This window comes from Legionella impletisoli, from assembly GCF_900639875.1.
Classification (GTDB): domain Bacteria; phylum Pseudomonadota; class Gammaproteobacteria; order Legionellales; family Legionellaceae; genus Legionella_A; species Legionella_A impletisoli.
This window is the reverse complement of record NZ_CAAAIA010000007.1, coordinates 70,579-94,422: the sequence shown is the minus strand read 5'-3', so window position 1 is coordinate 94,422 and position 23,844 is coordinate 70,579. Positions and strand designations below refer to the sequence as shown.

Here is a 23,844-nt window from a genome sequence, read left to right as displayed (position 1 = left end):
GACAGCAGAACCCGACTTTCCTTCCTGCCTGGAATATGGTAAAACGTATTGGTTTTTCGTTTACCAGGGAGAAAGCAGATATGTCAATTAAATCTGACCGTTGGATAGAAATGATGGCTATGGAGCATGGCATGATCTCCCCCTATGAACGTGGGCAAGTGAGAGAGTGCGAGGGAAATCGAATCATATCCTATGGGGTTTCAAGTTATGGGTATGACGTACGATGTTCAAATGAGTTTAAAATTTTTACTAATATTAATTCCGCCATCGTAGATCCTAAAGCATTTGATGAAAATAGCTTCGTTGATGTGCAATCGGATGTTTGCATTATTCCGCCTAACTCATTCGCCTTAGCGAGAACGGTTGAATATTTTCGTATTCCTCGTAATATTCTGACGATTTGTCTTGGAAAATCCACTTATGCTCGTTGTGGAATCATCGTGAATGTCACACCATTAGAGCCTGAATGGGAAGGGCATGTAACGCTCGAATTTTCAAATACCACACCGCTCCCAGCTAAAATTTATGCCCATGAAGGCGTTGCTCAAATGGTTTTTTTAGAATCCGATGATGTTTGTGCAGTGTCTTATCGCGATCGAAGTGGGAAATATCAAGGGCAAACGGGCGTCACATTACCAAGAACGTAACATCAAAGAAGACCAGAGTATCTAATCTTCTTTGATGGGTGTCTCTTTACGCGAAGTATCCACCCGTTCTCTTAATTCTTTTCCTGGTTTGAAGTGAGGGCTGTATTTGGCTTCGGTGATTACTTTTTCCCCGGTCTTTGGGTTATGCGCGTTGCGGGGAGGTCGGTAATGCAACGAAAAGCTACCAAATCCGCGGATCTCAATGCGCTCGCCTTCAATGAGCGCGTTACTCATTATGTTGAGAATGTAGTTGACTCCTTCAGAAATTTTTTTTTCTGGAAGATGAGTCATTTCCGCTGCGATTTTATTAATTAACTCTGATTTAATCATATCCACCTCGTTTAGCAACTTGGTCCCATATTCACCAAATACAACAGGTGTTTTGTCATCATCTATTTTAAAGTATAGCGCTTCTTATGCAGCGAGTTGAGCCGTTATACATTTTTAGACATTACGTTATTAGTATAGACAGCCAAATAAATTATTCAATGTTATCAACTGGCTGGAAAAAAATTAAATCATCCTACAGTCAATTTCTTCGATAAATATAAGCCTGTACTATACCCCAGCTCATTCGGACGGGATGAGTGGATTCAAGAGAAAAATGCGTGGCCTGTAGTTGCTTGCTGGTTGTAATAACTCGCGTATTGGTTTTCACCCTTTCGAGTCGTTTACATAAACGTTGCCAAGTTGGTCCTATAAAAGAGGTGGCATTAATGAAAATAAGGGTTGCATCGCTGAAGTCAGCGGCTAGAAAGTCCTCATTAAGAAATGTAATCCGTGCGGCTTTACCTTTGTATTCGGAATGATTTTTTAATTTTTCTTGTTGTAGCTTTGCGGCTTCATGTAGCTCCTTAAATAATTCAATGCCAATGCTTCGTTTAACGTCAAACACCATCGCACTGGCCAGCACGGCTTTGCCCGTCCCGCTGCCTAAATCATAAAAAATTGTTTCTCTGTTTAGATGAGTGAGAAAAAGAAGCGCAATGAATGAGTGAAAGTCGATTTCACCATAAAAATAATCAAAGGCATCCTGATGTACTCTTGCTCTTTTAGATAGTAAAAAACCATTGATTGGTTGGTATAACGCTTTGAATATGACTGCATGCTTAGGCAAGTCAAGCTGACGCTGCCAGCGCGCGTATCGGATCCCAACAAGCACATGTGGCAAAATAAGCATCAACAATACAATGAGCATGATAAAAACAATTATCAAGAGGTGGGCCACATTCATGTTTGTTTGCAACAAGCTCTACACCTTTTGAATCCCTTGTTCACCCAGTATTTTAACTTTTTCTTGATAAGTTAACTTAGGCCATGCATTCATCAGTAATTTCCCAGCTCCTCGCTCATTCATTGCATGTTGATGATTTTCCCAGGGAAATTCATCACTTACATAAAGACCTATAGCAAACGCTGTGACCAGTGTGGTCATAAACGTTAAAGCGATGGTGCGCCATTGGAATCGCGAGAGAAGCATCGTGCTGATACTCATCGCATGATTAGCCGATTTTTCAACTTTTTGGCAGCTTTCGTTGGCTATGCGCGAAAACTGTTTAATATCGTATTGAGATAATTGCCCATCTATTGCATCCAGTGCTTTTGAGCTATGCTCGGTTATTTTTTCTACAGCAGTCTTGCTCAAATTGTTCAATTCCGCTTTACAATCAGAAAGCTCTTTTAGTACGCTAGCTTTTGTTTCTTTCATTGCTTGTAAATACTCGTGCGCTTGTTTTAACGCATTATCTGTGGTTAAACGAAATTTAGCTAAACCAGCGCTCGTAAATATTTCTTGAATGGACTCAAGTTCGATTTGTAAGGTTTGCAACTGTTGTTGGAAAGTGGCTTGATGGGCGAGCGCTTTTTGCTCAATCTCATGCCGCCATTCGAGCATTTTGGTTTCAGCCAGCTCAAAGTAGGCTATGAATTCTCCCGTTCGTCTAAGTAGTTCTTTTAATCGTACAATGTCTTGCTCATCTAACTGCTCCATGTGGCCTCCTTGATGACTCATGTCGCATTTGGGTTTAAGGCTTACAACCCTAAACCACGCTTAGCAATTGAACACATCATGACAAATACCCACGATGTCCCCGCATCGTAACTCCATTTTGATTTGGGAATTTAACTGCTACAGTTGATTATATACATGTAATAAGACACTTGGCGAGATGTTTGGCTCGGATTTATTTGTACCAGCCAAACAGGTTATGCAACAAAGCTTATTATACTCGCGTTTAAACAGACGGTACATTCGGGAATGTAACATGATAAAGCAACTTTTTTTAATCACGTTAGCTGTTTTTGGATTTTTTTTATTGTTGACTTATTTTTGGCAACGAAGCTTAATTTATTTGCCGGTTAAGAAAATGCCTAAGTTATCGGAATTTCAGGCCAATGACATGCACGAAGTTCATATCAAAACAGCGGATGGGCTATCCTTGCTTTCGTGGTATAAGCCAGCACGTTTTGATAAGCCAACGATTTTATATTTTCATGGCAATGCAGGGCATATCGGGTATCGTGTTCCCTTAATTCGAGATTACATGAAGGAAGGCTATGGCGTGTTTTTATTGGAATATCGTGGATATGGAGGCAATCCTGGTCGACCTACCGAGCAAGGATTGTACGAAGATGGCCGTGCCGCTATAAACTATTTATTACAAGAAGGTGTTAAACCAAGTCAGATTGTTTTATTTGGTGAATCTTTAGGAACAGGAGTAGCAACCAAGATAGCAACGGAACAACAAGTGTGTGCCGTTATTTTACAGTCCCCCTTTACGTCTCTGGTCGAGTTAAGCCGGTATCACTACCCTTGGGCTTTTTTAAAACCCTGGGATCGTTATGATTCTTTGCAACGAATGGAAGCCATCAAAGCGCCTTTGCTTGTCGCCCATGGAAAACGCGATCAAATCGTACCGTTTAAGCAAGGTTTAACAATTTATGAAAGCGCCAAAGAGCCCAAGCAACTGATTGTATTAGAACGAGGCCACAATGATTTATGGAGTGATGCCTACTCGAAGCATGTGCATGAGTTTATTAATAAACATTGTTGAAAATGCCAAGAGGATCAGGAATGACTTGTTCGTATTTGTAGCAACTATCGACCTTAGCCCTCATATGTAGCGTTTTCCTAAATATACTCTAAATACGGTCTAATTATTCCAGCTTAATTGATTTAAATTCTGATTTTAGATGGCTGATAGAAATATTATTTACTTGTTCGTTAATATTTCCTTAACTTAAATTTTTTAAAATGGAGGTAATAGAAACAAAAGGAGCGAATTATGACCTCCACAGCAAGCACTCAACGAACGCTCGGCGGTGTGAGATTTTTTAAAAGCGAATTAAATCGTAGTTCTTTAACTCATCAGCCATCTAAAGCGATATGGATGAATGTAGGTGAACACGACAGTGGCTTTCGTGCAGTAGCAGCAGGACTTATTGATCGTGTTCTTTCTGGACAACCTATACCAGAAAATACACTTAAGACATTGCTTAATCAGCAATTTAAATTATTCCCTCAGCAAAAAGCTGGAAATCATAGCTTATTAACCACATCAGAACGCATGCAACAGCTTGTAAGGCAAGTTAGCCTGTCTGTTTTAATTCAGTCGCTCGCCTATACTTTGCGACAAATCGCGGTGGATGAATTATGCCGTTCCCCTGAAACTTATCCACTTGCATTTGCCAATGGACATCGTGATTGTTCTCCTGAATTCATGAGACAGCCAGAAACGAACCTCGATGAGTTCGCTATCGCTGCTCTCGCACGAGCTTTGGGTTGTACGATTCAAGTGTCTGTGGTGGAGCCGGATAAACCATTGCCTTTGAACATTCGTTATTTGGGGCAACCTAATTTTAGCTTTGTTCTTCAACGCCAAGGGGATACATACATGCCTCGTTTAAAGCATGGCGAACGGTTTAAGCAAGCCTTACAAAATGTGCGCCGAATCGAATTACCGATAATGGAAGAATCCGTACCAACACTTCAAGTCACTGAATTAACCCATCGCGCATATCGAGAAATTGAACGAATTTATGCAGCGTATCAAAACGTTTCACATAGCTTAAAGGTTATGTTAGAGGCGCACGAACAGACTCAAAATGATTTATTGAGTATTTATTTAGGATGTGTCGCAAAAAGGCCTACTTCAACCTATGCAGGCACCGAATACGGTAACCAAGCTTTTTTTAACGCAATTATTGCAGCACGAAGTGGTCTTATGCCCGTCTTAGAACCGTCAAAAATGAATGCCTCTGAAGAACTGATTCATGGAATTGCTATGGCCGTGAGCTTTGAGCAAATCTCTCTTGAGGAAGCTTTTGAATCCGTCGATGCATTTAACGAGGGCGCTAAATCAGAAACAGGCTTTTCATTTACAAGGTAAGTCTAAATAATAATTTTAAATGGCATTGACTCCGACCGAAGGACTCACATGGACAAAAAAATGCAATGCCATTGTTAGCGCGCTAACGTTTAGGCTATAAAAACCCTTGTTCTTTCATCCATTCATCATTCATGAATTTGGACATGTAGTTTCGGATGGAATCTGGAAAAATGACGAGGCATTTTTGCGAAGACTTAAGCGTTTTAGCGGCTTTAAGCGCACCACACATAGCAGCTCCGCTAGAGCCCCCCACCAGTAAGCCTTCTTCTTTTATCAACCGACGCGCCATATGAAACGAATCGTGGTCATTGGTCTTGATGTATTGATCGATCAATTCGTTGTTTAAGACGTCAGGAAAAAAATCATAACCAATGCCTTCAACTTCATAAGGTTTTACCTCCGATCCTCCCCCAAGAATTGAGCCAATGGGGTCAACGCCAATAACTTGAATGGTTGGATTATGTTCCTTTAACCGTTTTGCAATACCCGTAATCGTGCCGCCGGTTCCAACTCCGGCAACCACCATATCCAAACTGTCACCAAAATCATCGATGATTTCTTGAGCTGTGCCATAGTAATGTGCATTTGGATTTTCAGGATTGGCGTATTGATCTAAAATATGTGCATTTGGCAGCTCTTTTTGTAATCGCTTAGCTAAAGAAATATGACTCTCTGGATCATCCCAGGCAGCTTCTGTTGGGGTGCGATAAATCTTAGCGCCTAATCGCTCAAGAGTGGATTGCTTTTCTTGGCTCATTTTATGAGGCATGGTGATGATGACATTGTAACCTAAAACAGCACCTGCTAATGCAATTCCTATACCAGTGTTGCCAGAGGTTGGTTCAATTAGCGTATCACCGGGTTTGATTCGCCCTTCTCGCTCGGCATTTTTAACCATCGCATAACCAATGCGATCTTTCACCGAGCCCCCGGGATTAAAATATTCACATTTGGCATAAAGTTCGCAATCAAGCTCCGAGCTTAATCGATTAATCTTCACAACCGGAGTTTTTCCAATCGTTCCTAAAATGTTGTGGTAAATCATGCTATTCCTTATCGCAATCCTGTCCAGCAATCATACGATGATTTAAAGGACAAAACCAGTTCTGTGTTTTCATCGCAATAGGTGTTAAAATGCCCTATTATTTCAATTCGCTTTGAAGACAAACCATGAATGATTTAAAGGCTAAAGTAGCCAAAGCCGCTATACAATACATTGATGACAATATGATTGTGGGGGTCGGAACAGGCTCTACTGTAAATTACTTTATCCAGGAATTAGCCGCGATAAAACATCGAATTGATGCCGCTGTTGCTAGTTCCGTTGCCACTGAAAATAAGTTGCGCGAACTTGGGATCTCTGTGATTGATCTAAATGTGGCTTCTGAGGTTCCAATTTATGTTGATGGTGCGGATGAGGTGAATTATCGCTATGAAATGATTAAAGGCGGTGGAGGTGCTTTAACACGAGAAAAAATTGTGGCGTCTGTTGCTCAACAATTTATTTGTATTGTGGATGAGTCAAAAGTAGTGAAGCAACTTGGTTCTTTTCCAATAGCAGTTGAAGTCATCCCGATGGCAAGAAGTTTTGTGGCCCGAGAATTGGTCAAGTTGGGGGGCGATCCCGTTTATCGTGAAGGCTTTGTTACCGATAACGGGAATATTTTGTTGGATGTCTATGAGATTAATTTGAACTCTCCGAAGGATGTGGAACGGGCGATTAATCTTATTCCAGGTGTTGTAGAAAATGGTCTATTTGCAGAAAGACGCGCCGATAAAGTCCTTATCGCGAATCAAGAAGGTATACGCTCTATATAATTCAACAATTCCCGCCCCGAAAGTTTAGTGCCGGCAAGTTCTATCTGCTAGCTCGCTTTCGCAAACACGCATAAACCCATCCATGTGGCTCTCGAAGCACCTCCATGTGCTTCGAAGGTTTGAGAAAGCGAGCTAGCAGATAGAACTTGCTAGTTTGAGCTTAGAGTTGGACGGGCATGGTTGATAATTGACAACGGGTTTGGAACAGGTCATCTTTACTTTATTATCCCCTTATTATAAAGGATTGTTTGATGGTCAAGGAGGCGGTTGAGGTATTGGTGGTGGGGGCAGGCCCCGTAGGTCTTTTTTGTGCGAATGAATTGAAACGGCATGGAATTCGTTGCCGCATTATCGATCAAAAAGCAGAACTCAGTGATAAATCCAAAGCACTTGGTCTTCATATTCGAACCTTAGATGTGTTGCAAGACACAGGTTTATTTCATGAGGTCTTAAAGCAAGGGCACAAAGTACAAGGGGTGCTGTTTAAATCCAATGATCGTGAGTTAGTCCGTGCGGATTTTAAAGGTATTGAAGCAAATCATCATTTTTTAATTGATTTACCGCAGGATAAAACGGAACGCATTTTATATGATCATTTGCAACAACAGGGCATAGAAGTAGAATGGGAAACAGCGCTTGTCAATGTGTCTCAAACCCAATCCGAAGTCATCGCTTCATTAACTCACCATGATGGCAGTCAAGAAACGATACACACCAAATGGTTAATTGCTTGTGATGGCGCTCACAGCACCGTTCGACATCGCTGCAATATGGAATTTGAAGGATCAGAATATCATCAAAATTGGTGGCTGGCTGATTTGTTGATTGATTGGGAAGAATCCGATGAGTATATGTCGATTTTTATTGGACCCAAAGGTCCATTGGCTTGTTTTCCTATGGGAAATAAGCGGTTTCGTTTGGTTCTTACGGCTTTGAATCACCATGAAGGTGATCCAAGTTTTGCAGACATTGTAGCGGCATTTAACGAGCGTTCAAGCAATAAAGCTAAACTTAGTAACCCTGTGTGGATTACTAAATTTTACATTCACCATCGTCAAATCGAGCAATATCGTCGCAATCGAATCTTTTTTGCTGGTGATGCAGCACACATCCACAGCCCTATGGGTGGTCAAGGTCTTAATACGGGTATTCAAGATGTTTACAATTTAGTTTGGAAACTTGCATTGGTTGAAAAAGGTCAAGCGAAAGACCTACTGCTTGATTCTTATCATTTAGAACGTTACCCCGTAGGTAAACAAGTGTTACAAGAAACGGATCTCATGACGAGAATGATCTTAATCGAAAATCCGCTACTTATTAGGCTTCGAAATGTTATGCTTTCAACGTTGATGTCTTTTAAGCCCATCCGCAAAACACTTGCCGCGCAAATCGCAGAACTTCGAATTTCCTATGAAAAAAGCCCCATAGTGAAGGATTTATCGCACCAGGCCCGCTTTAAAGCAGGTACATTTTTAACGGATTTTAATTTAACCAATGCAACAAGTGGAGAAGTTAAATCTTTATCTGAAATTTTACAAGGCACAAAGCATCACTTGCTTTTATTTACCGGTATTGCCGGACATTCTGAAGCATCGCTGCTGGAAATGGCTAAGATGATTGAGCATGATTTCAACGATGTAATAGAATCACACCTCATTTTAAGCCATGCAGTAGAGCTTCCTGAAAAGAATGCATTCCATTTGTGGATAGATGAAGAAGAGATACAAGAGCACCTTGATCTTGAAAAACCAACCGTTATTTTGATACGTCCAGATAAGTATATAGGATTTTCGCAAAGTCCTGCAGTTCACAGTGTTTTAAGTCATTATTTGCAAGAGATTTTTTTAAAACATTCCTAAGAGTCTATTCTCCCCCCATGATTTTTCCCATGGCTGCTCCACGCATCTCTACATGGTCAGCTCCACGCACCCCTAAATGGTCAGCTTCACTCATCCCTACATGGGATCTCCACTCACCCGACATGGCCCGATTTATTCGGGCCATCTATGCTCCCTATCCCCGATCCTTAAAGGGAAAAAAAATTAATTTTCCTTAAGTTTTTCTTAAGGTTTGCGCCTTATACTTCTACCCGTAATGAAAGGAGAGCAGTGATGCGGGTATTGATTGTCGAGGATAATGCATTTAATGCATTCTGCCTTACTCGATTGTTTGAAGCAGTGTGCCGAGTTGTCCAAGTAACGGTTGTAACGGAAAGCCTTAATGCCTTACACAAGCTGGAGCAATTCCAGCCTGATCTCGTTGTAATCGATGGCGATTTGGGTGCAGGTGATAGCCGCTATTGTAATGGTCCATTATTGGCTGATCTTATCTGGCGTAAATATCCCAATAAAGCGATCGTGGCTTGGACTGATAACCAATTGATGAGACGAGCCTTTGAAGAAGTTTTCCATGTTCATCATAAGCCTTTTAGAGACTGCACCATGTGGTCGAAAATTATGCCCCAACATCAGCTATATCAAGCGTTGGTTGATTTATCTAAAGTATTTAATTTAGGCTACTATTGGCAAGCGAACTCATCATTTCATCTAGATAGGTTATACGCCTAATTTCGCTTAATTAATGGGCTTCGTCCCAGTTTTGGCCTACGCCAATGGCTACTTCCAGCGGAACCGATAATTCAACAGTGGTTTCCATAAGTTGTTTAATCTTTTCTTTAACCGACTTAACATCGTCTTGATGAACTTCAAACACTAACTCATCATGAACCTGCATGAACATTCGCGTTTTAGGATTTTCCGTGGATTGCCATTGATGAATGGCAATCATGGCTTGTTTAATAATATCGGCAGCGGTTCCTTGCATGGGAGCATTAATTGCAGTGCGTTCAGCCGCTTTTTGGCGCATCATATTGCGCGCGTTAATTTCAGGAAGGTGGAGGCGACGGCCAAATACGGTTTCAACATATCCTTGGCTTCTAGCCAAGGACCGTGTCCTCTCCATGTATTCCAAGACCCCGGGATAACGTTGAAAGTATCGATTAATGTATGATTGTGCTTCATCGCGTTCAACACCGATTTGTTTCGCTAAACCAAACGCTGACATGCCATAGATTAAACCAAAATTCACCGCTTTTGAGCTTCGGCGTTGATTGCTGGTCACTTCTTCTTGTGGAACACCAAAAATTTCGCTAGCCGTTGCCGTGTGAATATCCCAGCCTTGTGCGAAGGCATTTAATAAGTTTTTATCCTGGGATAAATGGGCCATGATGCGAAGTTCAATCTGAGAATAATCGGCGGCCAAAAGCAGATGGTCTTTAGGGGGTATAAATGCTTTGCGAATCATCCGACCTTCTTCCGTCCGAATGGGTATATTTTGCAAATTCGGATCACTTGACGATAAGCGCCCTGTTGCGGCCACAGCTTGGTTATAGGAGGTATGCACCCGGCCTGTTACAGGATTAATCCGCTTTGGCAGTGCGTCAATATAGGTGGATACTAATTTACTTAAACTACGGTAGCGTAAGATGACCGCCGGGAGGCGATAATCATAAGCAAGCTCTTGCAGCACCGCCTCGGCGGTGGAGGGTTGACCTGTAGGTGTTTTGGCTAATACCGGAAGGCGTTGTTCTTCAAACAAAATTTCTTGTAGCTGCTTCGGTGAATTGAGGTTAAACGGTTTGCCTGTAATGGCTAAAGCTTCCTCCTGCAATCGTTCTAGTTCTGCTTTTAGACGATAACCTTGCTCGGCTAAGGTGTTTTTATCAATAAGAACACCGGCTCGCTCCATTTCCGCTAAAACAGTTAGCAGGGGCATTTCAATGTCGTGAAAGACCAGGTGTAATCGTTCATCCATTAAGGGGTATAACGTTTCATGAAGTTTAATGGTCACATCGGCGTCTTCAGCCGCATAAGGAGCTGCTTTTGATACAGGAATTTGGTCAAAGCGTAATTGTTTAGCTCCTGTACCTGCCACATCGGTGTAACTAATCGTTTTATGACCTAAATATTTTAGCGCTAAGGAATCCATATCATGACGAGCAGCCGTGCTGTTTAAAACATACGATTCAAGCATGGTATCGTAAGCGATGCCTTGGAGAGTGATGCCGTGGTTTTTAAAAATAATATAATCATACTTAAGATTTTGGCCGATTTTTTTTATTGCTGGATCTTCTAAGATGGGCTTTAATGCGTTAAGCGTTTCTTCGAACGGCAATTGTTGACTGCCATCTTGATGTTTTAAAGGAATATAAGCAGGGTTGTCACGTTCAATGGCTAACGAAAGTCCAACTAACTCAGCGCGCATGGGATCAAGATTGGTGGTTTCTGTGTCAATACAAAAAGCCTCCGATGCTTTCAGTGCACTAATCCACTTTCCCAGTGTATCAACGGTTGTGATGAGCTCAAAGGATAGGCTCTCTGGGTTTTCTTGATTGGGATGGTTATTTTCTTTTTCTTCTAGAAGTTCTTTAAGCCAGGTTTTGAATTCATACTCACGTGCCAAATCAATGAGTTTTTCACGTTTTATCTCTTTTCGTTTCAAGTCCTCTAGATTGAGAGATAAATCCAAATCGGTTTTAATCGTGACGAGTCTTTTTGAAAGCGGTAAATGCTCCAAACTATCACGTAAATTTTCGCCTACTTTACCTCCAATTTCATTGGCATGATCCATAAGATTATCGAGAGACTGATATTGTTCTAACCATTTTACAGCTGTTTTAGGGCCACATTTGGGAACACCGGGGATATTATCAGATGCGTCTCCGGTTAAAGATAAATAATCAATCATTTGCTGAGGCTTAATACCAAATTTTTCTTTAACACCCTCTGGATCTAGGGTTTTATTGGTCATGGTATTGATTAAGATCACCTGCCGATTAACTAACTGAGCCATATCCTTATCGCCAGTGGAGATAAGCACCGTCATGTCTTCAGATGTTGCTTTTTCAGCTAATGTTCCGATGACATCATCAGCCTCTACGCCATCAATGCTCAGCAAAGGCAACCCCATGGCATCGAGCACTTCTTGTAAGGGTTTAAATTGGCTGCTTAATTCTTCAGGCATGGGCGGGCGATTGGCTTTGTATTGAGGATACCATTCATCACGAAAGGTCTTTCCTTTTGCATCAAAGACCACAGCCATGTAGGTTGGTTCATAATCCTTTATGAGACGCTTAATCATGTTGGCTACCCCGTAAATAGCCCCAGTGGGTTGACCCTTGGAGTTTGTAAGAGGAGGGAGCGCATGAAAGGCACGAAAAAAATAAGATGAACCGTCAACCAGAACCAAAGGTTTGGACATTGTAATTACTTCTCCATTTGCTCGACTTGCTTGGCTAATTTTTCAACTTTTTCGGACAAGGTCTTAAGATTTTTACGCATAATTGGAATTCGAGTGGTACTTAATTCGTGTTCAATGGCTTTATCTTTCGGCCTTGCTGGATTTCCAAGATAAATATTGCCTTGTTTAAGGTGTTTTTTAGGTGGAACACCTGCTCTGGCACCTAATATAACGCCGTCATCAATTCGCACATGGTCACTCACGCCAACATTTGCAGCAAAAATAACATGATCCCCACTAGTTGAGCTGCCCGCAATGCCTGTAAATGCACAAATAATGTTATGTTTTCCAATTTTTACCGAATGCGCAATTTGCACTAAATTATCAATTTTGCTGCCTTCGCCAATCACCGTCGCACCCATTGTGGCGCGGTCTACGACACTATTCGCACCAATTTCAACATCATCTTCAATGAGAACTTGACCGACGTGAGGCACTTTTAAATGCTTGCCGTTATCTTGTGTATAGCCAAATCCATCCGATCCAATCACGGTTGACGCGTGAATACTAACGCGCTCACCGATTTTGCAAGCATCATAAATCGTCACATGAGGATGAAGGATGGTATCTGCTCCAATTTCAACATCACGGCCAATGCAAACATGTGCTTTAATAACGCAGTTATCGCCAATATGGCTTCCTGATTCAATCACCACATAAGGGCCAATCGCAACGTTTTTTCCAAGTCTGACATTATCTGCAATCACGGCTGTTGGGTGAATTCCAGTATCTGGGTGTTGCATGGGATAAAAATGATTAAGTAACGTGATAAACGCTTTCAGAGGATTAGATACTTGGATTAAAGGCTTGTTGCTGCCATCAATCTTACTGGCAACTAAAATGGCCGCAGCAGGAGAATCTTCTGCTTGTTTAATGTTTTCAAAGCCTTCAGCAAACACTAAAGAATTAGGGGTTATGTTATCGATAGGAGATAAAGCGCTGATGGTTTTATTTTTATCCCCAATCACTTTTCCTTCGACTAAGGTTGCTATCTCAAGTAATGTAGCATTCATGAATGACCTTCTAAACTGACAAAATCGGTAAATTATAGCGTGATGAACAGGAACATGCGAATAATTGCAGGCATTGAATAAAATTACATTCGGCGTAGGACCAATACCGCATTCGCACCACCAAAGGCAAAGTGATTGGATAAAGCGATGTCCACTTGTTTTTTTCGTGCTTCATTGGGAACATAATCTAGATCACAGGCTGAATCAGGCTCATCTAGATTGATAGTCGGTAATAAAATATCTTGTTGTAAGCAAAGCGTTGTGGCAATGATCTCCATCGCACCAGCCGCACCAATGGCATGGCCTGTGAGTGCTTTCTGTGCTGTAACGGGGATCTGATACGCTTTCTCTCCAAATACGGTTTTAATGGTTTGGGTTTCGGTGAGGTCGTTTAATTGGGTTCCGGTGCCATGAGCGCTAATGTATTGCACATCGTTTGGTGAAAGTCTAGCGTCCTCAAGTGCTGTCTTGACTGCACGGACCTGTCCTTCAGTATTCGGTGCGGTAACATGCGATGCATCGCAACTCGCGCCAAATCCTATGATTTCGGCATAAATGGTTGCACCCCGTGCCCTGGCATGTTCAAGCTCTTCTAAGATTAATACCCCTGCTCCATCGGCCATGACCATGCCATCACGATGTTTATCAAATGGTCGGCTAGCTTTGGCAGGCATTTCATTTTGGGTTGACATGACACGCAATTTACACCACGCTGCCATAATGGTTTCCCAGACTAATGATTCTGTACCACCGCAAAGTGCTACGGACATTTGGCCATGTGCAATTTGCTGATAACCAAGACCTATGGCTTCTGCAGAAGAAACGCAAGCGTTTGAAACCGTCATATTCGGTCCGCTTATTCCAAACGCAATCGCAATATGATTCGCAATGGAATTTGGCATACCACGAATCACACTCAATGCCGGAATTTTTTTCCAGCTTTCAGTAAAAAAAGATTTATAGGCTTCTTCAAGCTCGGGCATCCCCCCGAGGCTTGTTCCGAGGTATGTTCCTGCATATAGCAATTCTTGCGGGGTTAAACCCGATCTCTTAATAGCATGATGAGCACAATATAACGCGTATTGGGCGGCCCGGGGATAACGTTTAGGTTTATTAAATTCAGGCAAATCCTCTAAATTCAAATCAAGAATTTCACCAGCGATTTGGGTGGTGTAAGGGGAGGGATCGTAAGCTTGAATACGCTTTATGCCACACGTTCCATTAACAGCAGATTGCCAAAAATTTTCAAGGCCACACCCAATTGACGAGGTGATTTCCATGCCTGTGATTACAACCCTTTTTTTCATGCCGTATCCTCAATTGACCTAAATCATTCCACGCGTTATACGAGAGATTTTTTATGAAAGATTCAGGCTGATTATCACCTCAGCGATTCCTTTTTTTACAGTGAGAATACTAAATGCTGGCAGGTAAATGCGTCAAGAGTTATCCTCTTCGTATCGGATAAAAAATGGCGCAGAGCTTATGAATCCCCTCGATTGGTTCGTCACAAAGAAGGGAGAGCCTCTCTTTGGCGTAATAATTGCTTCGTCGTGATTATCCAATAGTCACACATATTATCCGTCTCAAATCCAAGACGAGTATATAGTTTAATGGCGTGGCTATTTTTGGTCTGAACATCTAGATAAAGCATGGATCTTTTCTGATCCAATGCGTAATTGATGCAATGCGCAATTAATTCTCGTCCTAATCCCTGGGCTTGAAATTCAGGTAAAATGGCGATGTCTGATAATCTGGCACTCTTTGTGCTCATCCAATGAATATGCGCTTTTCCAACGGGTATTTCATTTAGACTCGCGATAACCAAACGATAATTGCGATCGTTGAGTAGCGTTAAAAGACGTTCGCGCATATCATGAGGATAATCCGGAAAACAGAGGCGATCTAGATTACATAAAAACGAAATGTCGTTAGCATTTGCTTTTTTAAAATGCAGCTTAGGCGTTTCGAGCATAACTTTTTCGGTTGATGTTCGTATCATTTCATATTCGCTTTCATAGTAGCGAAATCCCCAGGTGGGTAACCACGAATCTTTCGCTTTTTCAACACTTGAAACGATCACATGTTCCACGGACTCCGAATCAATAAATGGTAATAATGATGCAAATAATAAAGTAGCTATCTTTTGTTTTCTGAAAAGAGGATCAACCATTAAGGCCACTTCACACGCGTTATCATAGAAAAAATAAGCGCTAATAAAACCAATTAAACGTTTATTCTCATAATATAAAAAGGTAGAAGGCTTCTGTCGTGGCTGCATTAAAATATGAGGATAAATAGGAATGAGATGCTGATCAGCCGCTTTGCAATTACGCTGCAACTCCCTCAGTTCCAACATTTGTTTTTTATTTAGCTCATTGGTTTGAATTAACATAAGTCATTTGCCATGAATAAAAAAACGGGTCACTGGACCATATCTCATTGATTAATCCATACCCTAGGTATTCATTTCAGTATAGCTTAACCCTGAGAGTTGCTGATGAAGGAACTAGAAGAAATTTATACCTTGCCTAGCGCCAAACGAATGGTATTTCAATTAATAATAAAAAATAACACAAAAACCAAACTTAACATGATTACCATAGGGTTTAATCGTTGGCGAGTGATTAATTTAAGAAGCGTATAAATAATGATTCCGGCGCCAATTCCATCAGCAATGGAGGATGTAAAAGGGATCATCATGATGATAAGCATGCTAGGAGCCGCTTCAGTAATGTCTGTTAACTTCATGCTCGTCACGTTTCGCATCATGCAGCAGGCTACATACAATAATGCTGGGCCAGAGGCGAAGCTTGGGATGGCTTGGGCTAAGGGAAAGAAAAATAAAACCAAAAGAAAGCCTATGGCAATGACTACGGCGGTTACCCCTGTTCTTCCACCTGCTTCAATTCCTGCGGCGGACTCAATAAAGGGAGAAGTACTAGCAGAGCCTAATAACCCAGCAAGGGTTGAAGCGGTTGCATCGGCGGTTAAACTTTTTCGGATCCTTATTTGATAATCGTTCATGGTTTTAAAGACCGATTGGTTTAATAAACCAATCAATGTTCCCGTGGCATCAAAGACTGCGATGAGAAAAAAAGCAAATGTAGCTTTAATCGCTGCCATACTGCCCATGCCTGAGAAGTCGAGCTTGAATAAGGTGGGCTGAAGTGAGGGCGGAAAGCCTACTATTCCATGCCACTTTGTTAAGCCGAGTAAAAGACTAATTAAACTGATTGATAGAATACCCATGATGATTGCACCGGGGATACGATAATAATCGAGGGCTAATATCAGTAAAAATCCTGAAAAAAAGAGTAAGCTTTCGTGACGGGATAAATCTCCTAAATGCATTAAGGTATGATTGCCGCTGACGATAATTTGATTGGTTTGAAGCGCAATGAGCGCTATCAATAGGCTGATTCCAATAAGAATCGCTACTTGCAAATTATAGGGGATTGCCTCTGTTAATAAGCGGCGCAGCTTCGTGAGCGTTACGATTAAGAATAGAATGCCGGAAATAAAGACCATGGCTAAAGCATGTTGCCAATCAAAGCCAAGGCCCTGTACTACGCTGTAAGAAAAATAAATATTAAGGGCCATCCCAGGTGCTACCCCGATGGGGGTGTTAGCATAAAGTCCAATGAACGCGCAAGCGAAGGCAGACACTAAACATGTGGCAGTGAAAACAGCGCCTTGATCCATGCCCGCATCGCTCAAAATGGCTGGATTGACAAAAGCAATGTAAACCATCGTTAAAAAGGTTGAAATACCAGCTAGTATTTCCGTTTTGTAGGATACATCCTTATCCCGAATCGTAGCATTCATTTTCAAGACTCTTTAAAAATGGAAATTGAGCACTCCAAATACAATTTCAATGGCGATAAGCACAATGATGGTAATTTCAAGAGCATGAGCGTGACGATTTTCGAGATAGCCATTAAACATCTCAAAAATTTCGTTTAAGGTGTCTAGACGATGATTGATGGCATTGACTCGTCGTTGCATATGTAAGTAACGCTCTAACATAATAAAATATTCTTCAAGCGTTGGGTGTTGCCAGAAATATTTCGGGTGATAAAGAAAGTTACTGATCAAATTCATCTCGCTTTTGGCGCCTAAAATCTCACCAATGATTTGGCGGATTTGCTTGCGGCTAATGCGCATATCTCCCCTGCTAGATAGGGTATGTATCAAGGGAGTGTATTTTTCAATCAATGCTTCTAGAATGGTTTCAAAATATTGCAATTTAACGGATTGAGCGAATCCATAAGAAAGGCTTAGTTTGATTTCATCATTATCTTCTTCAAGCGTAATGCAATCGACGTCAAAGTAATCGTGAGGTTTAATCGTTGTTTGATCTCCGATTTTGTAACTGAAATCATCATGCACTTCAAATGCAGTTGGTTTATTTGCGTAGAGTCGAATGGTATCGAGATAGGCGTTGATCTGATGACGTTTTATACCCCAGGATACAACCGTGCCGTTTTTAAATACATATACGACATGACCATTATGATGATGCTTTAATTTTAATGTGTCGCGAGAGCGAGCGGAGGTGTAGCTTTTTAAAGTATTTTTATAATGATTATCTAAGCGAGTCAAATCAATGCTATTGGCGATGCAAAAACTCAGGCATTCCATGGTAAAGGCTTCCGAAAGGTAAAGTTTAGTACCTGTAGTAACAAGCCTATTCTGAATTAGAAATGGACTTGTTGCAAGCATTCCCAGATTCAATGATTCGCAATGACTAAGCGTGTTTTGGATCGGAAGTTCCTCTTTCAGATTTGAAAGAGGAGGTCCTCATGCTATTTGGTGGTGACTTCGTGCGATTGATTCTGGCTTAGGCATCTGCTGCTTGACGGGCTGTATAGCCTTTTTTCCTGTCGGTGGCCCCGCCTAACCATTGAGGACAGACTTCCAAAACTTCAGCAATTTTATCGAGCTTATCTGGGGGTGGAAGGATATGACCAAAAATCATAGCATTTGCAAGGTGCCTAGTCACACCAAACACTTTCGCAACGGCTTTAGTTTTTTCATTAATCTCTTCAGGGAAGCCTAACAAGGAAAGCTCGCGGTTAAACCGCTGCGAAAACACTTTACTGTTCATTTTTCACTCCTTGAAAAAGAATTAAGTAATTAACGATTTCAAGACAACAACTTCTGCAAATGATCCTTGCCAGCTTTTTATATCGCATTTCCGTGTAAGAGAAAAGAGTTTTTTTAATATTTTTTAAGAAGTTAGCGCTTGGCAAAGACATCGTCTTTGCCAGCGTTGAAAGGCTTAAAGCGAGAACCTATGGAAAATGACTTTCACGATTGTTTTTCACTGAAAAAATTTAAGTCTAATTCTCTGGCGGCTTTAACATCATCTAATCGACGAACAGGTAAGGTATGGGGTGCTTCTTTTAAGAGGCTAGGATTGGTTTCTGCTTCATGGCGAATCGCACTCATCGCAGTGATAAATCCATCCAGTTCTTCAACTGCTTCTGTTTCGGTGGGTTCAATGAGTAAACATTCTGGCACTAGTAAAGGAAAATATGTGGTTGGTGCATGGAAGCCATAATCCAGTAAGCGTTTAGCCACATCCATGGCGGTAACCCCAAAATTTTTCTTTTCGGGGTTTAGCGTTAATATAAATTCATGGCTAGCACGACGATTCGGATAAGCGGCTTTAAACCCAGCTAATGTCAACTCATTTAAAAGATAATTAGCATTTAAGGTGGCGAACTCCGATACCCTATGCAGCCCTTCAGAACCTAAGACGCGAATGTAAAAATAAGCACGTAGCAAAATAGCTGCATTTCCCATAAAACAGGATAAGCGCCCAATGCTTTGCGGATAATCCGCACGTTCTGCAAAACGATAACTTTCATCTACTTTAACTACAACCGGTAACGGCATAAAAGGGAGTAGACGTTTATTGACAGCAATCGGACCAGCTCCTGGTCCGCCGCCGCCATGAGGAGTTGCAAACGTTTTATGAAGATTTAAGTGCATGACGTCAAATCCCATGTCACCAGGTTGGACTTTACCTAAAATCGCATTCAAATTGGCTCCATCGTAATACAACAAACCACCAGCCTGGTGCACAATGTCGGCGATCTCTTTAATTTGACGCATGAATAAACCAAGCGTTGATGGATTTGTTAACATAATCCCCGCGGTGTGTGGACCTACGCGCTTTTTTAGTGCATCTAAATCGATATCCCCATCTTCTGCCGTGGGTATTTCCACGACTTTATATCCACACATCACCGCAGAAGCAGGATTTGTTCCATGGGCTGCATCCGGGATTAAGATTTCGTTGCGTTGACTATCGCCACGAGACTGATGATACGCCTTGATCATGGCTACGCCCGCAAATTCACCCTGTGACCCTGCCATGGCCGTTAACGAAACACCAGCCATGCCAGTGATTTCTGCAAGATAAGTTTGTAGCTCATAAAGTGCTTTTAGAAAACCCTGGCTGACCTCTGTTCTGGTCATGGGGTGGCGGTTATTAAAGCCAGGTAAAGAAGCGGCTTTATGAACGCCACGAGGGTTATATTTCATGGTGCAGGAACCAAGAGGGTAAAAATTAGTATCAATAGCAAAATTTTTTTGAGATAAGCGGGTGTAGTGACGTACTACTTGCAGCTCCGAGCAAGCTGGCCAACGTGGCGGAGTTTTACGGAGAAATTTCTCTGGCAAATCAGGCTTTTTTTCGGATGGTTTAGGCGCTTGAGCGGTGGCCTGACGACCTGATTTTGAGATCTCAAATATTAACATAATTTCCCTTCCGTATGTTGAATAATCTCTTTAAGTTCATCACGATGTTTCACAGGCGTAAATTCAATCAGCTCATAATCTGCAATTTCTGCAAGATGATAGGGGTCTTTTTTTAAAATGGCCTCTAACTTAGGGCGATCTTTAGTTAACGCGATGATGATGCCGCCCGTACGAGGAATGAGCGGCCCAGAGGCTAAGAGTAGACCTTGCTTGTAGTAATAATCCAAAAATTCGCGATGAGCTTGTAAGTATTTATCAACCTCTTCTAATGACACTTTGTAATTTAATTTGACAACGATCATGGTTCATTCTCTCATGTTTGCTTATGTTCCGAATAAGCCAAAGGCTTAAATCAAACGCGATTAACGTTTTAAACCCGTAAGATAGTTTCCGCTAGTTCATGCAATTAGCTAGCGCTTTAGCATAGCAATCAATCTCTTCGGGAGTTCGCATTTCCGTTGCGCAAACCAATAAGGTATTGGCTAGCGAGGGGAAATGCGCTTCAGGTGCGTAGCCGCCATCAATTCCTTTTGCATGAAGCGCTTTTAACACCTCATCAACCGGTTTATTCAGCTTGAGCAATGCTTCATGAAAATAAGGCGATGTAAAAACTCGCTCAACGCCATCGATGGCTGTTAAAGCCTGAACCAATTGATGGGTGTTCTCAAAACATTGCCTAGCAACATGGTTAAGACCTTCTTCACCCAAAAGACTCATATGAATAGCGGCAGCTGTGACTAGTAAGCCCTGATTCGTGCATATATTAGACGTGGCTTTGCCACGACGAATGTGTTGCTCTCGTGCTTGCAGCGTTAGGGTGAATCCTGTATTGCCGTCTTTATCCAACGTTCTGCCAATCAATCGACCCGGCATTTGACGCACATGCTCTAATCGGGTGCTGAAAAACCCGAAATAAGGTCCTCCAGAAGCAAGGGGCGAACCAAAAGGTTGACCTTCTCCACACACTATATCCACGCCTTTTTTTCCCCATTGACCAGGTGCTTTTAATAAACCCAATGAAATAGGGTTTACACAAGCAATTGAAACAGCTTGGTTAGCATGTGCCCAGTCGCATAACTCATCGGCGTCCTCAAGGCAGCCGAAAAAATTGGGCTGATTGATTACTAAACCGGTAATATCTTCCCCCTGATAGCGTTCTAAAGCCGAAAGCGGGGTAATACCTGTTTCAGGATCAAATGGTAAATTAATCACTTCAATGTGTTGATTGCGCACAATGGTTTCGACCGTTTCGCGATAAAAAGGGTGAAGGGTTCCAACCATTACAATGCGATTGGATTTACTGTGTCGATTAATTCGAACGGCCATTAAAACGGCTTCTGCCAGAGCTGTGGCTCCGTCATACAAGGAGGCATTGGCAACTTCCATGCCGGTTAATTCGGCAATCATGGTTTGATATTCATAAAGTAGCTGCAAGGTGCCTTGGCTGGCCTCCGCTTGGTAAGGAGTGTACGCCGTTAAAAATTCTCCACGAGAAGCAATATCCCACACGGCCGAGGGAATATGATGTTCATAAGCCCCAGCGCCAATAAAACAAAGGCCGTTTTTGTTTTGGTTTGCTAACGCCCTAGCATGATTAAGCATCTCCATTTCGTTCATGCCTTCAGGGATATTGTTTAATTCCCTATGGCGAAGCGATGCGGGGATTTCATCAAATAAGGTGTTAAGGTCAGGAACTTTGATGCGTTCGAGCATTTTTTGAACGTCTTTTTTAGTATGTGGAATATAAGGCATGGTTTATTCTTCCTCACTGATTTCTTGCTCATAGGCTGCTGCATCGAGAAGATTTTCAACTTCAGCGGGTGAACTGGGTTTGATTTTGACTAACCATCCTTTCCCGTAAGGGTCTTGGTTTACTAGAGCAGGGTCTTCGCATACTTTAGGATTAACGGCAAGTATGATGCCACTAATAGGGGTATAAAAATCAGAAGCGGCTTTAACCGATTCAACCACACCTAACTCATCACCACTTGAAACGGTATTGCCTACTTCAGGTAAATCCACAAACACTAAATCACCCAATAATTCTTGTGCATGATCGGTGATGCCAATTGTGGCCTCATTCTTATCGAATAAGATCCATTCATGGGTTTCGGTGAATTTTAAATTTGCTGGTACATCGCTCATGATTTTAGTCCTCAATAACATACTTACGATTTAATATTCCACAATGCTCGGCCATGTTTAACAAATCTTGGTTTTCCAGTTTTAGCGGTTAATAATTTTCCGCGAATATCCACCAGGACATCCTCTCCAGCTTGTACTGGTACGCGAGCAAAAGCTATCGAGCGCTCCAGGGTTGGGGAATAGGTGCCGCTTGTAACAATTCCTTCGCTGCCATCGGAGAGAACGACACGCTGGCCACTTCGCATAATGCCTTTATCTTCTAATAAAAGCCCAACCAATTTACGTTTGATGCCGCGTTGTTTTTGGGATAATAAAGCCCCCATACCAATGAAATTGCGATCATGTGGTTCCCACTTCACCGTCCAAGCTAAGCCGGATTCTAATGGTGTAGTTGATTGATCCATATCTTGCCCGTACAACATCAATCCGGCTTCAAGTCGAAGCGTATCGCGTGCAGCGAGCCCACAGGGACGAATGCCGGCTTCATAAAGCTTGTCCCATAGCTCGCCGATTTCATCTTGTGGAACAATAATTTCCAAGCCATCTTCTCCGGTATAGCCTGTGCGAGCAAAAAACCAGCCATCCACATCCACGCATTCAAATGCAGTTAACGTGGAAATTGCATCCGTTTGCGCAGGGTTTAAAAGATTTAATACTTTTTTAATCGCTTTAGGCCCTTGGACAGCTAACATGGCGAGTTCATTGCGCTCTTGCAATCCTGCGGAAAAACCTTGGATTTTATCTCGGATCCAATCTAGGTCTTGTGATCGAGTCGCAGAATTTAATACCAAACGATAGTTATCCGGTGCCCTTTGATAAACTATAAGATCGTCAATGATGCCGCCGTGTTCATTACACATGCAGCTGTATAAGGCTCGCCCTGTATGTTCTAACTGGTCTATATCATTGGTTAATAAACGTCTTAAAAATTGTCGACCACCCGCTCCAAGAACATCGACTACCGTCATGTGGGATACATCGAACATGCCAGCGTTATGGCGAACCTCTTGGTGTTCTTGTAATTGCGAACCATAGTGCAAGGGCATTTCCCAACCATGGAAGTCGACCATTTTTGCACCCTGCTTGAGGTGATTGGCATGAAGGGGAGTTTTTGCGAGCATTACGATTCCTTCCTTTCGCATACATTGAGATTTGATTATACCGAGATGATATGGTGCAGCAAGGGGGGTGAACCGATTTATCTATTTTCCATGAGAATCAATCGATGTGATTTTGCAATACGACCAGCCATCATCTACTATCAAAGACAAGTTATTTAGTGAGAATGTTGAATGTCTTGGCAATGGATGCTCGATGTTGGGTGGTTTTTAATTTTGTTATTACTATTTGGATATTTTTGGCGAGTAAGGGCTGCTATAAAAAAAACCAAGAAATGGCAAAAAACAAAAGGGCGAATTACTTCTTGCGAATGGAACATGCAAGGTCATCAAATCTGGCCAAAGATTGAATATCAATATCAGGTCAGAGGAGAGCCCTATATGGGAGAGCATCTTTTTTTAGATACCTTTCATAACACTCCGCATAGCGCGAGAGCTCGAAAATTAGCCTATAAAGTCGCTGAAGCGTGTAAAGAAGATAAAGATCTAGATGTTTATTATGATCCCGCTCATCCTGAACATGCGGTCTTAGATATCACCATGCCACCTAAATTGAACTTTATTTTAATTCTCATCCTAGGCTTTATCATGTTACATCTCGTCATTATGGGAATGCGTTTTTTCACTTAAATGGCAAGTTGTTATT

General features: G+C 41.8%; 24 protein-coding genes. 7 read left to right on the top strand and 17 right to left on the bottom strand.

The window, feature by feature from the left end; translation table 11 throughout:
• Positions 1 to 80 precede the first annotated feature (80 nt).
• Positions 81 to 647: a dCTP deaminase gene (gene dcd / locus E1O41_RS08620; protein ID WP_131776912.1), complete on the top strand. Its 567-nt coding sequence runs from the start codon at positions 81 to 83 to the stop codon at positions 645 to 647.
• Positions 648 to 668: 21 nt separating this feature from the next.
• Here the strand turns inward: dcd and E1O41_RS08615 are convergent, their stop codons facing one another.
• From E1O41_RS08615 to E1O41_RS08605, 3 genes are all read right to left on the bottom strand, one after another.
• Positions 669 to 977, bottom strand: a complete 309-nt coding sequence (locus tag E1O41_RS08615; protein WP_131776911.1) for an integration host factor subunit beta — start codon at positions 975 to 977, stop codon at positions 669 to 671.
• A gap of 199 nt (positions 978 to 1,176) precedes the next feature.
• Entirely contained in the window at positions 1,177 to 1,896 is a 720-nt protein-coding gene (locus E1O41_RS08610; RefSeq protein ID WP_229669358.1) for a class I SAM-dependent methyltransferase, read from the bottom strand.
• 3 nt (positions 1,897 to 1,899) lie between these two features.
• A complete protein-coding gene (locus tag E1O41_RS08605) occupies positions 1,900 to 2,637 on the bottom strand; it encodes a hypothetical protein (protein WP_131776910.1) in 738 nt (245 codons plus the stop codon).
• Between the two features lie 274 nt (positions 2,638 to 2,911).
• On the opposite strand from E1O41_RS08605, the gene E1O41_RS08600 reads away from it, so the two are divergent.
• Together E1O41_RS08600 and E1O41_RS08595 are read left to right on the top strand one after the other, a co-directional pair.
• Positions 2,912 to 3,700 carry an alpha/beta hydrolase gene (locus E1O41_RS08600; RefSeq protein ID WP_131776909.1) on the top strand — a complete coding sequence of 263 codons (789 nt, stop codon included), beginning with the start codon at positions 2,912 to 2,914 and terminating at the stop codon, positions 3,698 to 3,700.
• A gap of 231 nt (positions 3,701 to 3,931) precedes the next feature.
• Entirely contained in the window at positions 3,932 to 5,035 is a 1,104-nt protein-coding gene (locus E1O41_RS08595) for an OTU domain-containing protein (RefSeq protein ID WP_131776908.1), read from the top strand.
• Between the two features lie 94 nt (positions 5,036 to 5,129).
• On the opposite strand, the gene E1O41_RS08590 is transcribed toward E1O41_RS08595, so the two are convergent.
• Entirely contained in the window at positions 5,130 to 6,080 is a 951-nt protein-coding gene (locus E1O41_RS08590) for a pyridoxal-phosphate dependent enzyme (protein ID WP_131776907.1), read from the bottom strand.
• Positions 6,081 to 6,205: 125 nt separating this feature from the next.
• On the opposite strand from E1O41_RS08590, the gene rpiA reads away from it, so the two are divergent.
• Positions 6,206 to 6,853, top strand: coding sequence for a ribose-5-phosphate isomerase RpiA (rpiA, locus tag E1O41_RS08585; protein WP_131776906.1), 648 nt, complete (start codon positions 6,206 to 6,208; stop codon positions 6,851 to 6,853).
• A gap of 251 nt (positions 6,854 to 7,104) precedes the next feature.
• Positions 7,105 to 8,712 carry an FAD-dependent monooxygenase gene (locus E1O41_RS08580; RefSeq protein WP_131776905.1) on the top strand — a complete coding sequence of 536 codons (1,608 nt, stop codon included), beginning with the start codon at positions 7,105 to 7,107 and terminating at the stop codon, positions 8,710 to 8,712.
• A gap of 4 nt (positions 8,713 to 8,716) precedes the next feature.
• Here E1O41_RS08580 and E1O41_RS11775 read toward each other — a convergent pair whose 3' ends face one another.
• A complete protein-coding gene (locus E1O41_RS11775) occupies positions 8,717 to 8,857 on the bottom strand; it encodes a hypothetical protein (protein ID WP_165481156.1) in 141 nt (46 codons plus the stop codon).
• Positions 8,858 to 8,964: 107 nt separating this feature from the next.
• Here E1O41_RS11775 and E1O41_RS08575 point away from each other — a divergent pair, with 107 nt between their 5' ends.
• The gene (locus E1O41_RS08575) at positions 8,965 to 9,420 is read left to right on the top strand and encodes a response regulator (RefSeq protein ID WP_131776904.1); all 456 of its coding nucleotides are present in this window, start codon (positions 8,965 to 8,967) and stop codon (positions 9,418 to 9,420) included.
• A gap of 10 nt (positions 9,421 to 9,430) precedes the next feature.
• Here the strand turns inward: E1O41_RS08575 and polA are convergent, their stop codons facing one another.
• From polA to gcvT, 12 genes are all read right to left on the bottom strand, one after another.
• Positions 9,431 to 12,112, bottom strand: coding sequence for a DNA polymerase I (polA, locus tag E1O41_RS08570; RefSeq protein WP_131776903.1), 2,682 nt, complete (start codon positions 12,110 to 12,112; stop codon positions 9,431 to 9,433).
• Positions 12,113 to 12,117: 5 nt separating this feature from the next.
• Complete coding sequence (gene lpxD, locus E1O41_RS08565) at positions 12,118 to 13,164, bottom strand: UDP-3-O-(3-hydroxymyristoyl)glucosamine N-acyltransferase (RefSeq protein ID WP_131776902.1); 1,047 nt, start codon at positions 13,162 to 13,164, stop codon at positions 12,118 to 12,120.
• 83 nt (positions 13,165 to 13,247) lie between these two features.
• Positions 13,248 to 14,471, bottom strand: a complete 1,224-nt coding sequence (locus tag E1O41_RS08560; RefSeq protein ID WP_131776901.1) for a beta-ketoacyl-[acyl-carrier-protein] synthase family protein — start codon at positions 14,469 to 14,471, stop codon at positions 13,248 to 13,250.
• Positions 14,472 to 14,671: 200 nt separating this feature from the next.
• Positions 14,672 to 15,559, bottom strand: coding sequence for a GNAT family N-acetyltransferase (locus E1O41_RS08555; protein ID WP_131776900.1), 888 nt, complete (start codon positions 15,557 to 15,559; stop codon positions 14,672 to 14,674).
• 158 nt (positions 15,560 to 15,717) lie between these two features.
• Positions 15,718 to 16,992 carry an NCS2 family permease gene (locus tag E1O41_RS08550; protein WP_131776899.1) on the bottom strand — a complete coding sequence of 425 codons (1,275 nt, stop codon included), beginning with the start codon at positions 16,990 to 16,992 and terminating at the stop codon, positions 15,718 to 15,720.
• A gap of 12 nt (positions 16,993 to 17,004) precedes the next feature.
• Positions 17,005 to 17,808, bottom strand: coding sequence for an RMD1 family protein (locus E1O41_RS08545; RefSeq protein ID WP_131776898.1), 804 nt, complete (start codon positions 17,806 to 17,808; stop codon positions 17,005 to 17,007).
• A gap of 199 nt (positions 17,809 to 18,007) precedes the next feature.
• A complete protein-coding gene (locus E1O41_RS08540) occupies positions 18,008 to 18,274 on the bottom strand; it encodes a helix-turn-helix domain-containing protein (protein WP_131776897.1) in 267 nt (88 codons plus the stop codon).
• 203 nt (positions 18,275 to 18,477) lie between these two features.
• The gene (gene gcvPB / locus E1O41_RS08535; RefSeq protein ID WP_131776896.1) at positions 18,478 to 19,935 is read right to left on the bottom strand and encodes an aminomethyl-transferring glycine dehydrogenase subunit GcvPB; all 1,458 of its coding nucleotides are present in this window, start codon (positions 19,933 to 19,935) and stop codon (positions 18,478 to 18,480) included.
• Positions 19,929 to 20,237 (bottom strand): YciI family protein, encoded by a 309-nt coding sequence (locus E1O41_RS08530; protein WP_131776895.1) that lies wholly within the window; start codon positions 20,235 to 20,237, stop codon positions 19,929 to 19,931. The genes gcvPB and E1O41_RS08530 overlap by 7 nt, the downstream gene beginning before the upstream one ends.
• A gap of 91 nt (positions 20,238 to 20,328) precedes the next feature.
• On the bottom strand, positions 20,329 to 21,687 hold the full coding sequence (gene gcvPA, locus E1O41_RS08525; RefSeq protein WP_131776894.1) for an aminomethyl-transferring glycine dehydrogenase subunit GcvPA: 1,359 nt from the start codon (positions 21,685 to 21,687) through the stop codon (positions 20,329 to 20,331).
• A gap of 3 nt (positions 21,688 to 21,690) precedes the next feature.
• Positions 21,691 to 22,080 carry a glycine cleavage system protein GcvH gene (gcvH, locus tag E1O41_RS08520; protein WP_131776893.1) on the bottom strand — a complete coding sequence of 130 codons (390 nt, stop codon included), beginning with the start codon at positions 22,078 to 22,080 and terminating at the stop codon, positions 21,691 to 21,693.
• Between the two features lie 23 nt (positions 22,081 to 22,103).
• A complete protein-coding gene (gcvT, locus tag E1O41_RS08515) occupies positions 22,104 to 23,201 on the bottom strand; it encodes a glycine cleavage system aminomethyltransferase GcvT (protein ID WP_131776892.1) in 1,098 nt (365 codons plus the stop codon).
• A gap of 171 nt (positions 23,202 to 23,372) precedes the next feature.
• On the opposite strand from gcvT, the gene E1O41_RS08510 reads away from it, so the two are divergent.
• Positions 23,373 to 23,828, top strand: coding sequence for a DUF3592 domain-containing protein (locus E1O41_RS08510; RefSeq protein ID WP_131776891.1), 456 nt, complete (start codon positions 23,373 to 23,375; stop codon positions 23,826 to 23,828).
• Positions 23,829 to 23,844 lie beyond the last annotated feature (16 nt).

What these genes read in the sequence shown, in the direction of transcription:
- E1O41_RS08530 (WP_131776895.1), bottom strand. Translation starts at nt 20,237, where the DNA reads ATGATCGTTGTCAAATTAAATTACAAAGTGTCATTAGAAGAGGTTGAT.
- gcvH (WP_131776893.1), bottom strand. Translation starts at nt 22,080, where the DNA reads ATGAGCGATGTACCAGCAAATTTAAAATTCACCGAAACCCATGAATGG.
- E1O41_RS08615 (WP_131776911.1), bottom strand. Translation starts at nt 977, where the DNA reads ATGATTAAATCAGAGTTAATTAATAAAATCGCAGCGGAAATGACTCAT.
- E1O41_RS08575 (WP_131776904.1), top strand. Translation starts at nt 8,965, where the DNA reads ATGCGGGTATTGATTGTCGAGGATAATGCATTTAATGCATTCTGCCTT.
- E1O41_RS08555 (WP_131776900.1), bottom strand. Translation starts at nt 15,559, where the DNA reads ATGTTAATTCAAACCAATGAGCTAAATAAAAAACAAATGTTGGAACTG.
- lpxD (WP_131776902.1), bottom strand. Translation starts at nt 13,164, where the DNA reads ATGAATGCTACATTACTTGAGATAGCAACCTTAGTCGAAGGAAAAGTG.
- E1O41_RS08590 (WP_131776907.1), bottom strand. Translation starts at nt 6,080, where the DNA reads ATGATTTACCACAACATTTTAGGAACGATTGGAAAAACTCCGGTTGTG.
- E1O41_RS08600 (WP_131776909.1), top strand. Translation starts at nt 2,912, where the DNA reads ATGATAAAGCAACTTTTTTTAATCACGTTAGCTGTTTTTGGATTTTTT.
- gcvT (WP_131776892.1), bottom strand. Translation starts at nt 23,201, where the DNA reads ATGCTCGCAAAAACTCCCCTTCATGCCAATCACCTCAAGCAGGGTGCA.
- dcd (WP_131776912.1), top strand. Translation starts at nt 81, where the DNA reads ATGTCAATTAAATCTGACCGTTGGATAGAAATGATGGCTATGGAGCAT.
- E1O41_RS08580 (WP_131776905.1), top strand. Translation starts at nt 7,105, where the DNA reads ATGGTCAAGGAGGCGGTTGAGGTATTGGTGGTGGGGGCAGGCCCCGTA.
- polA (WP_131776903.1), bottom strand. Translation starts at nt 12,112, where the DNA reads ATGTCCAAACCTTTGGTTCTGGTTGACGGTTCATCTTATTTTTTTCGT.
- E1O41_RS11775 (WP_165481156.1), bottom strand. Translation starts at nt 8,857, where the DNA reads ATGGCCCGAATAAATCGGGCCATGTCGGGTGAGTGGAGATCCCATGTA.
- E1O41_RS08540 (WP_131776897.1), bottom strand. Translation starts at nt 18,274, where the DNA reads ATGAACAGTAAAGTGTTTTCGCAGCGGTTTAACCGCGAGCTTTCCTTG.
- E1O41_RS08550 (WP_131776899.1), bottom strand. Translation starts at nt 16,992, where the DNA reads ATGAATGCTACGATTCGGGATAAGGATGTATCCTACAAAACGGAAATA.
- rpiA (WP_131776906.1), top strand. Translation starts at nt 6,206, where the DNA reads ATGAATGATTTAAAGGCTAAAGTAGCCAAAGCCGCTATACAATACATT.
- gcvPA (WP_131776894.1), bottom strand. Translation starts at nt 21,687, where the DNA reads ATGCCTTATATTCCACATACTAAAAAAGACGTTCAAAAAATGCTCGAA.
- E1O41_RS08510 (WP_131776891.1), top strand. Translation starts at nt 23,373, where the DNA reads ATGTCTTGGCAATGGATGCTCGATGTTGGGTGGTTTTTAATTTTGTTA.
- E1O41_RS08560 (WP_131776901.1), bottom strand. Translation starts at nt 14,471, where the DNA reads ATGAAAAAAAGGGTTGTAATCACAGGCATGGAAATCACCTCGTCAATT.
- E1O41_RS08605 (WP_131776910.1), bottom strand. Translation starts at nt 2,637, where the DNA reads ATGGAGCAGTTAGATGAGCAAGACATTGTACGATTAAAAGAACTACTT.
- E1O41_RS08545 (WP_131776898.1), bottom strand. Translation starts at nt 17,808, where the DNA reads ATGGAATGCCTGAGTTTTTGCATCGCCAATAGCATTGATTTGACTCGC.
- gcvPB (WP_131776896.1), bottom strand. Translation starts at nt 19,935, where the DNA reads ATGTTAATATTTGAGATCTCAAAATCAGGTCGTCAGGCCACCGCTCAA.
- E1O41_RS08595 (WP_131776908.1), top strand. Translation starts at nt 3,932, where the DNA reads ATGACCTCCACAGCAAGCACTCAACGAACGCTCGGCGGTGTGAGATTT.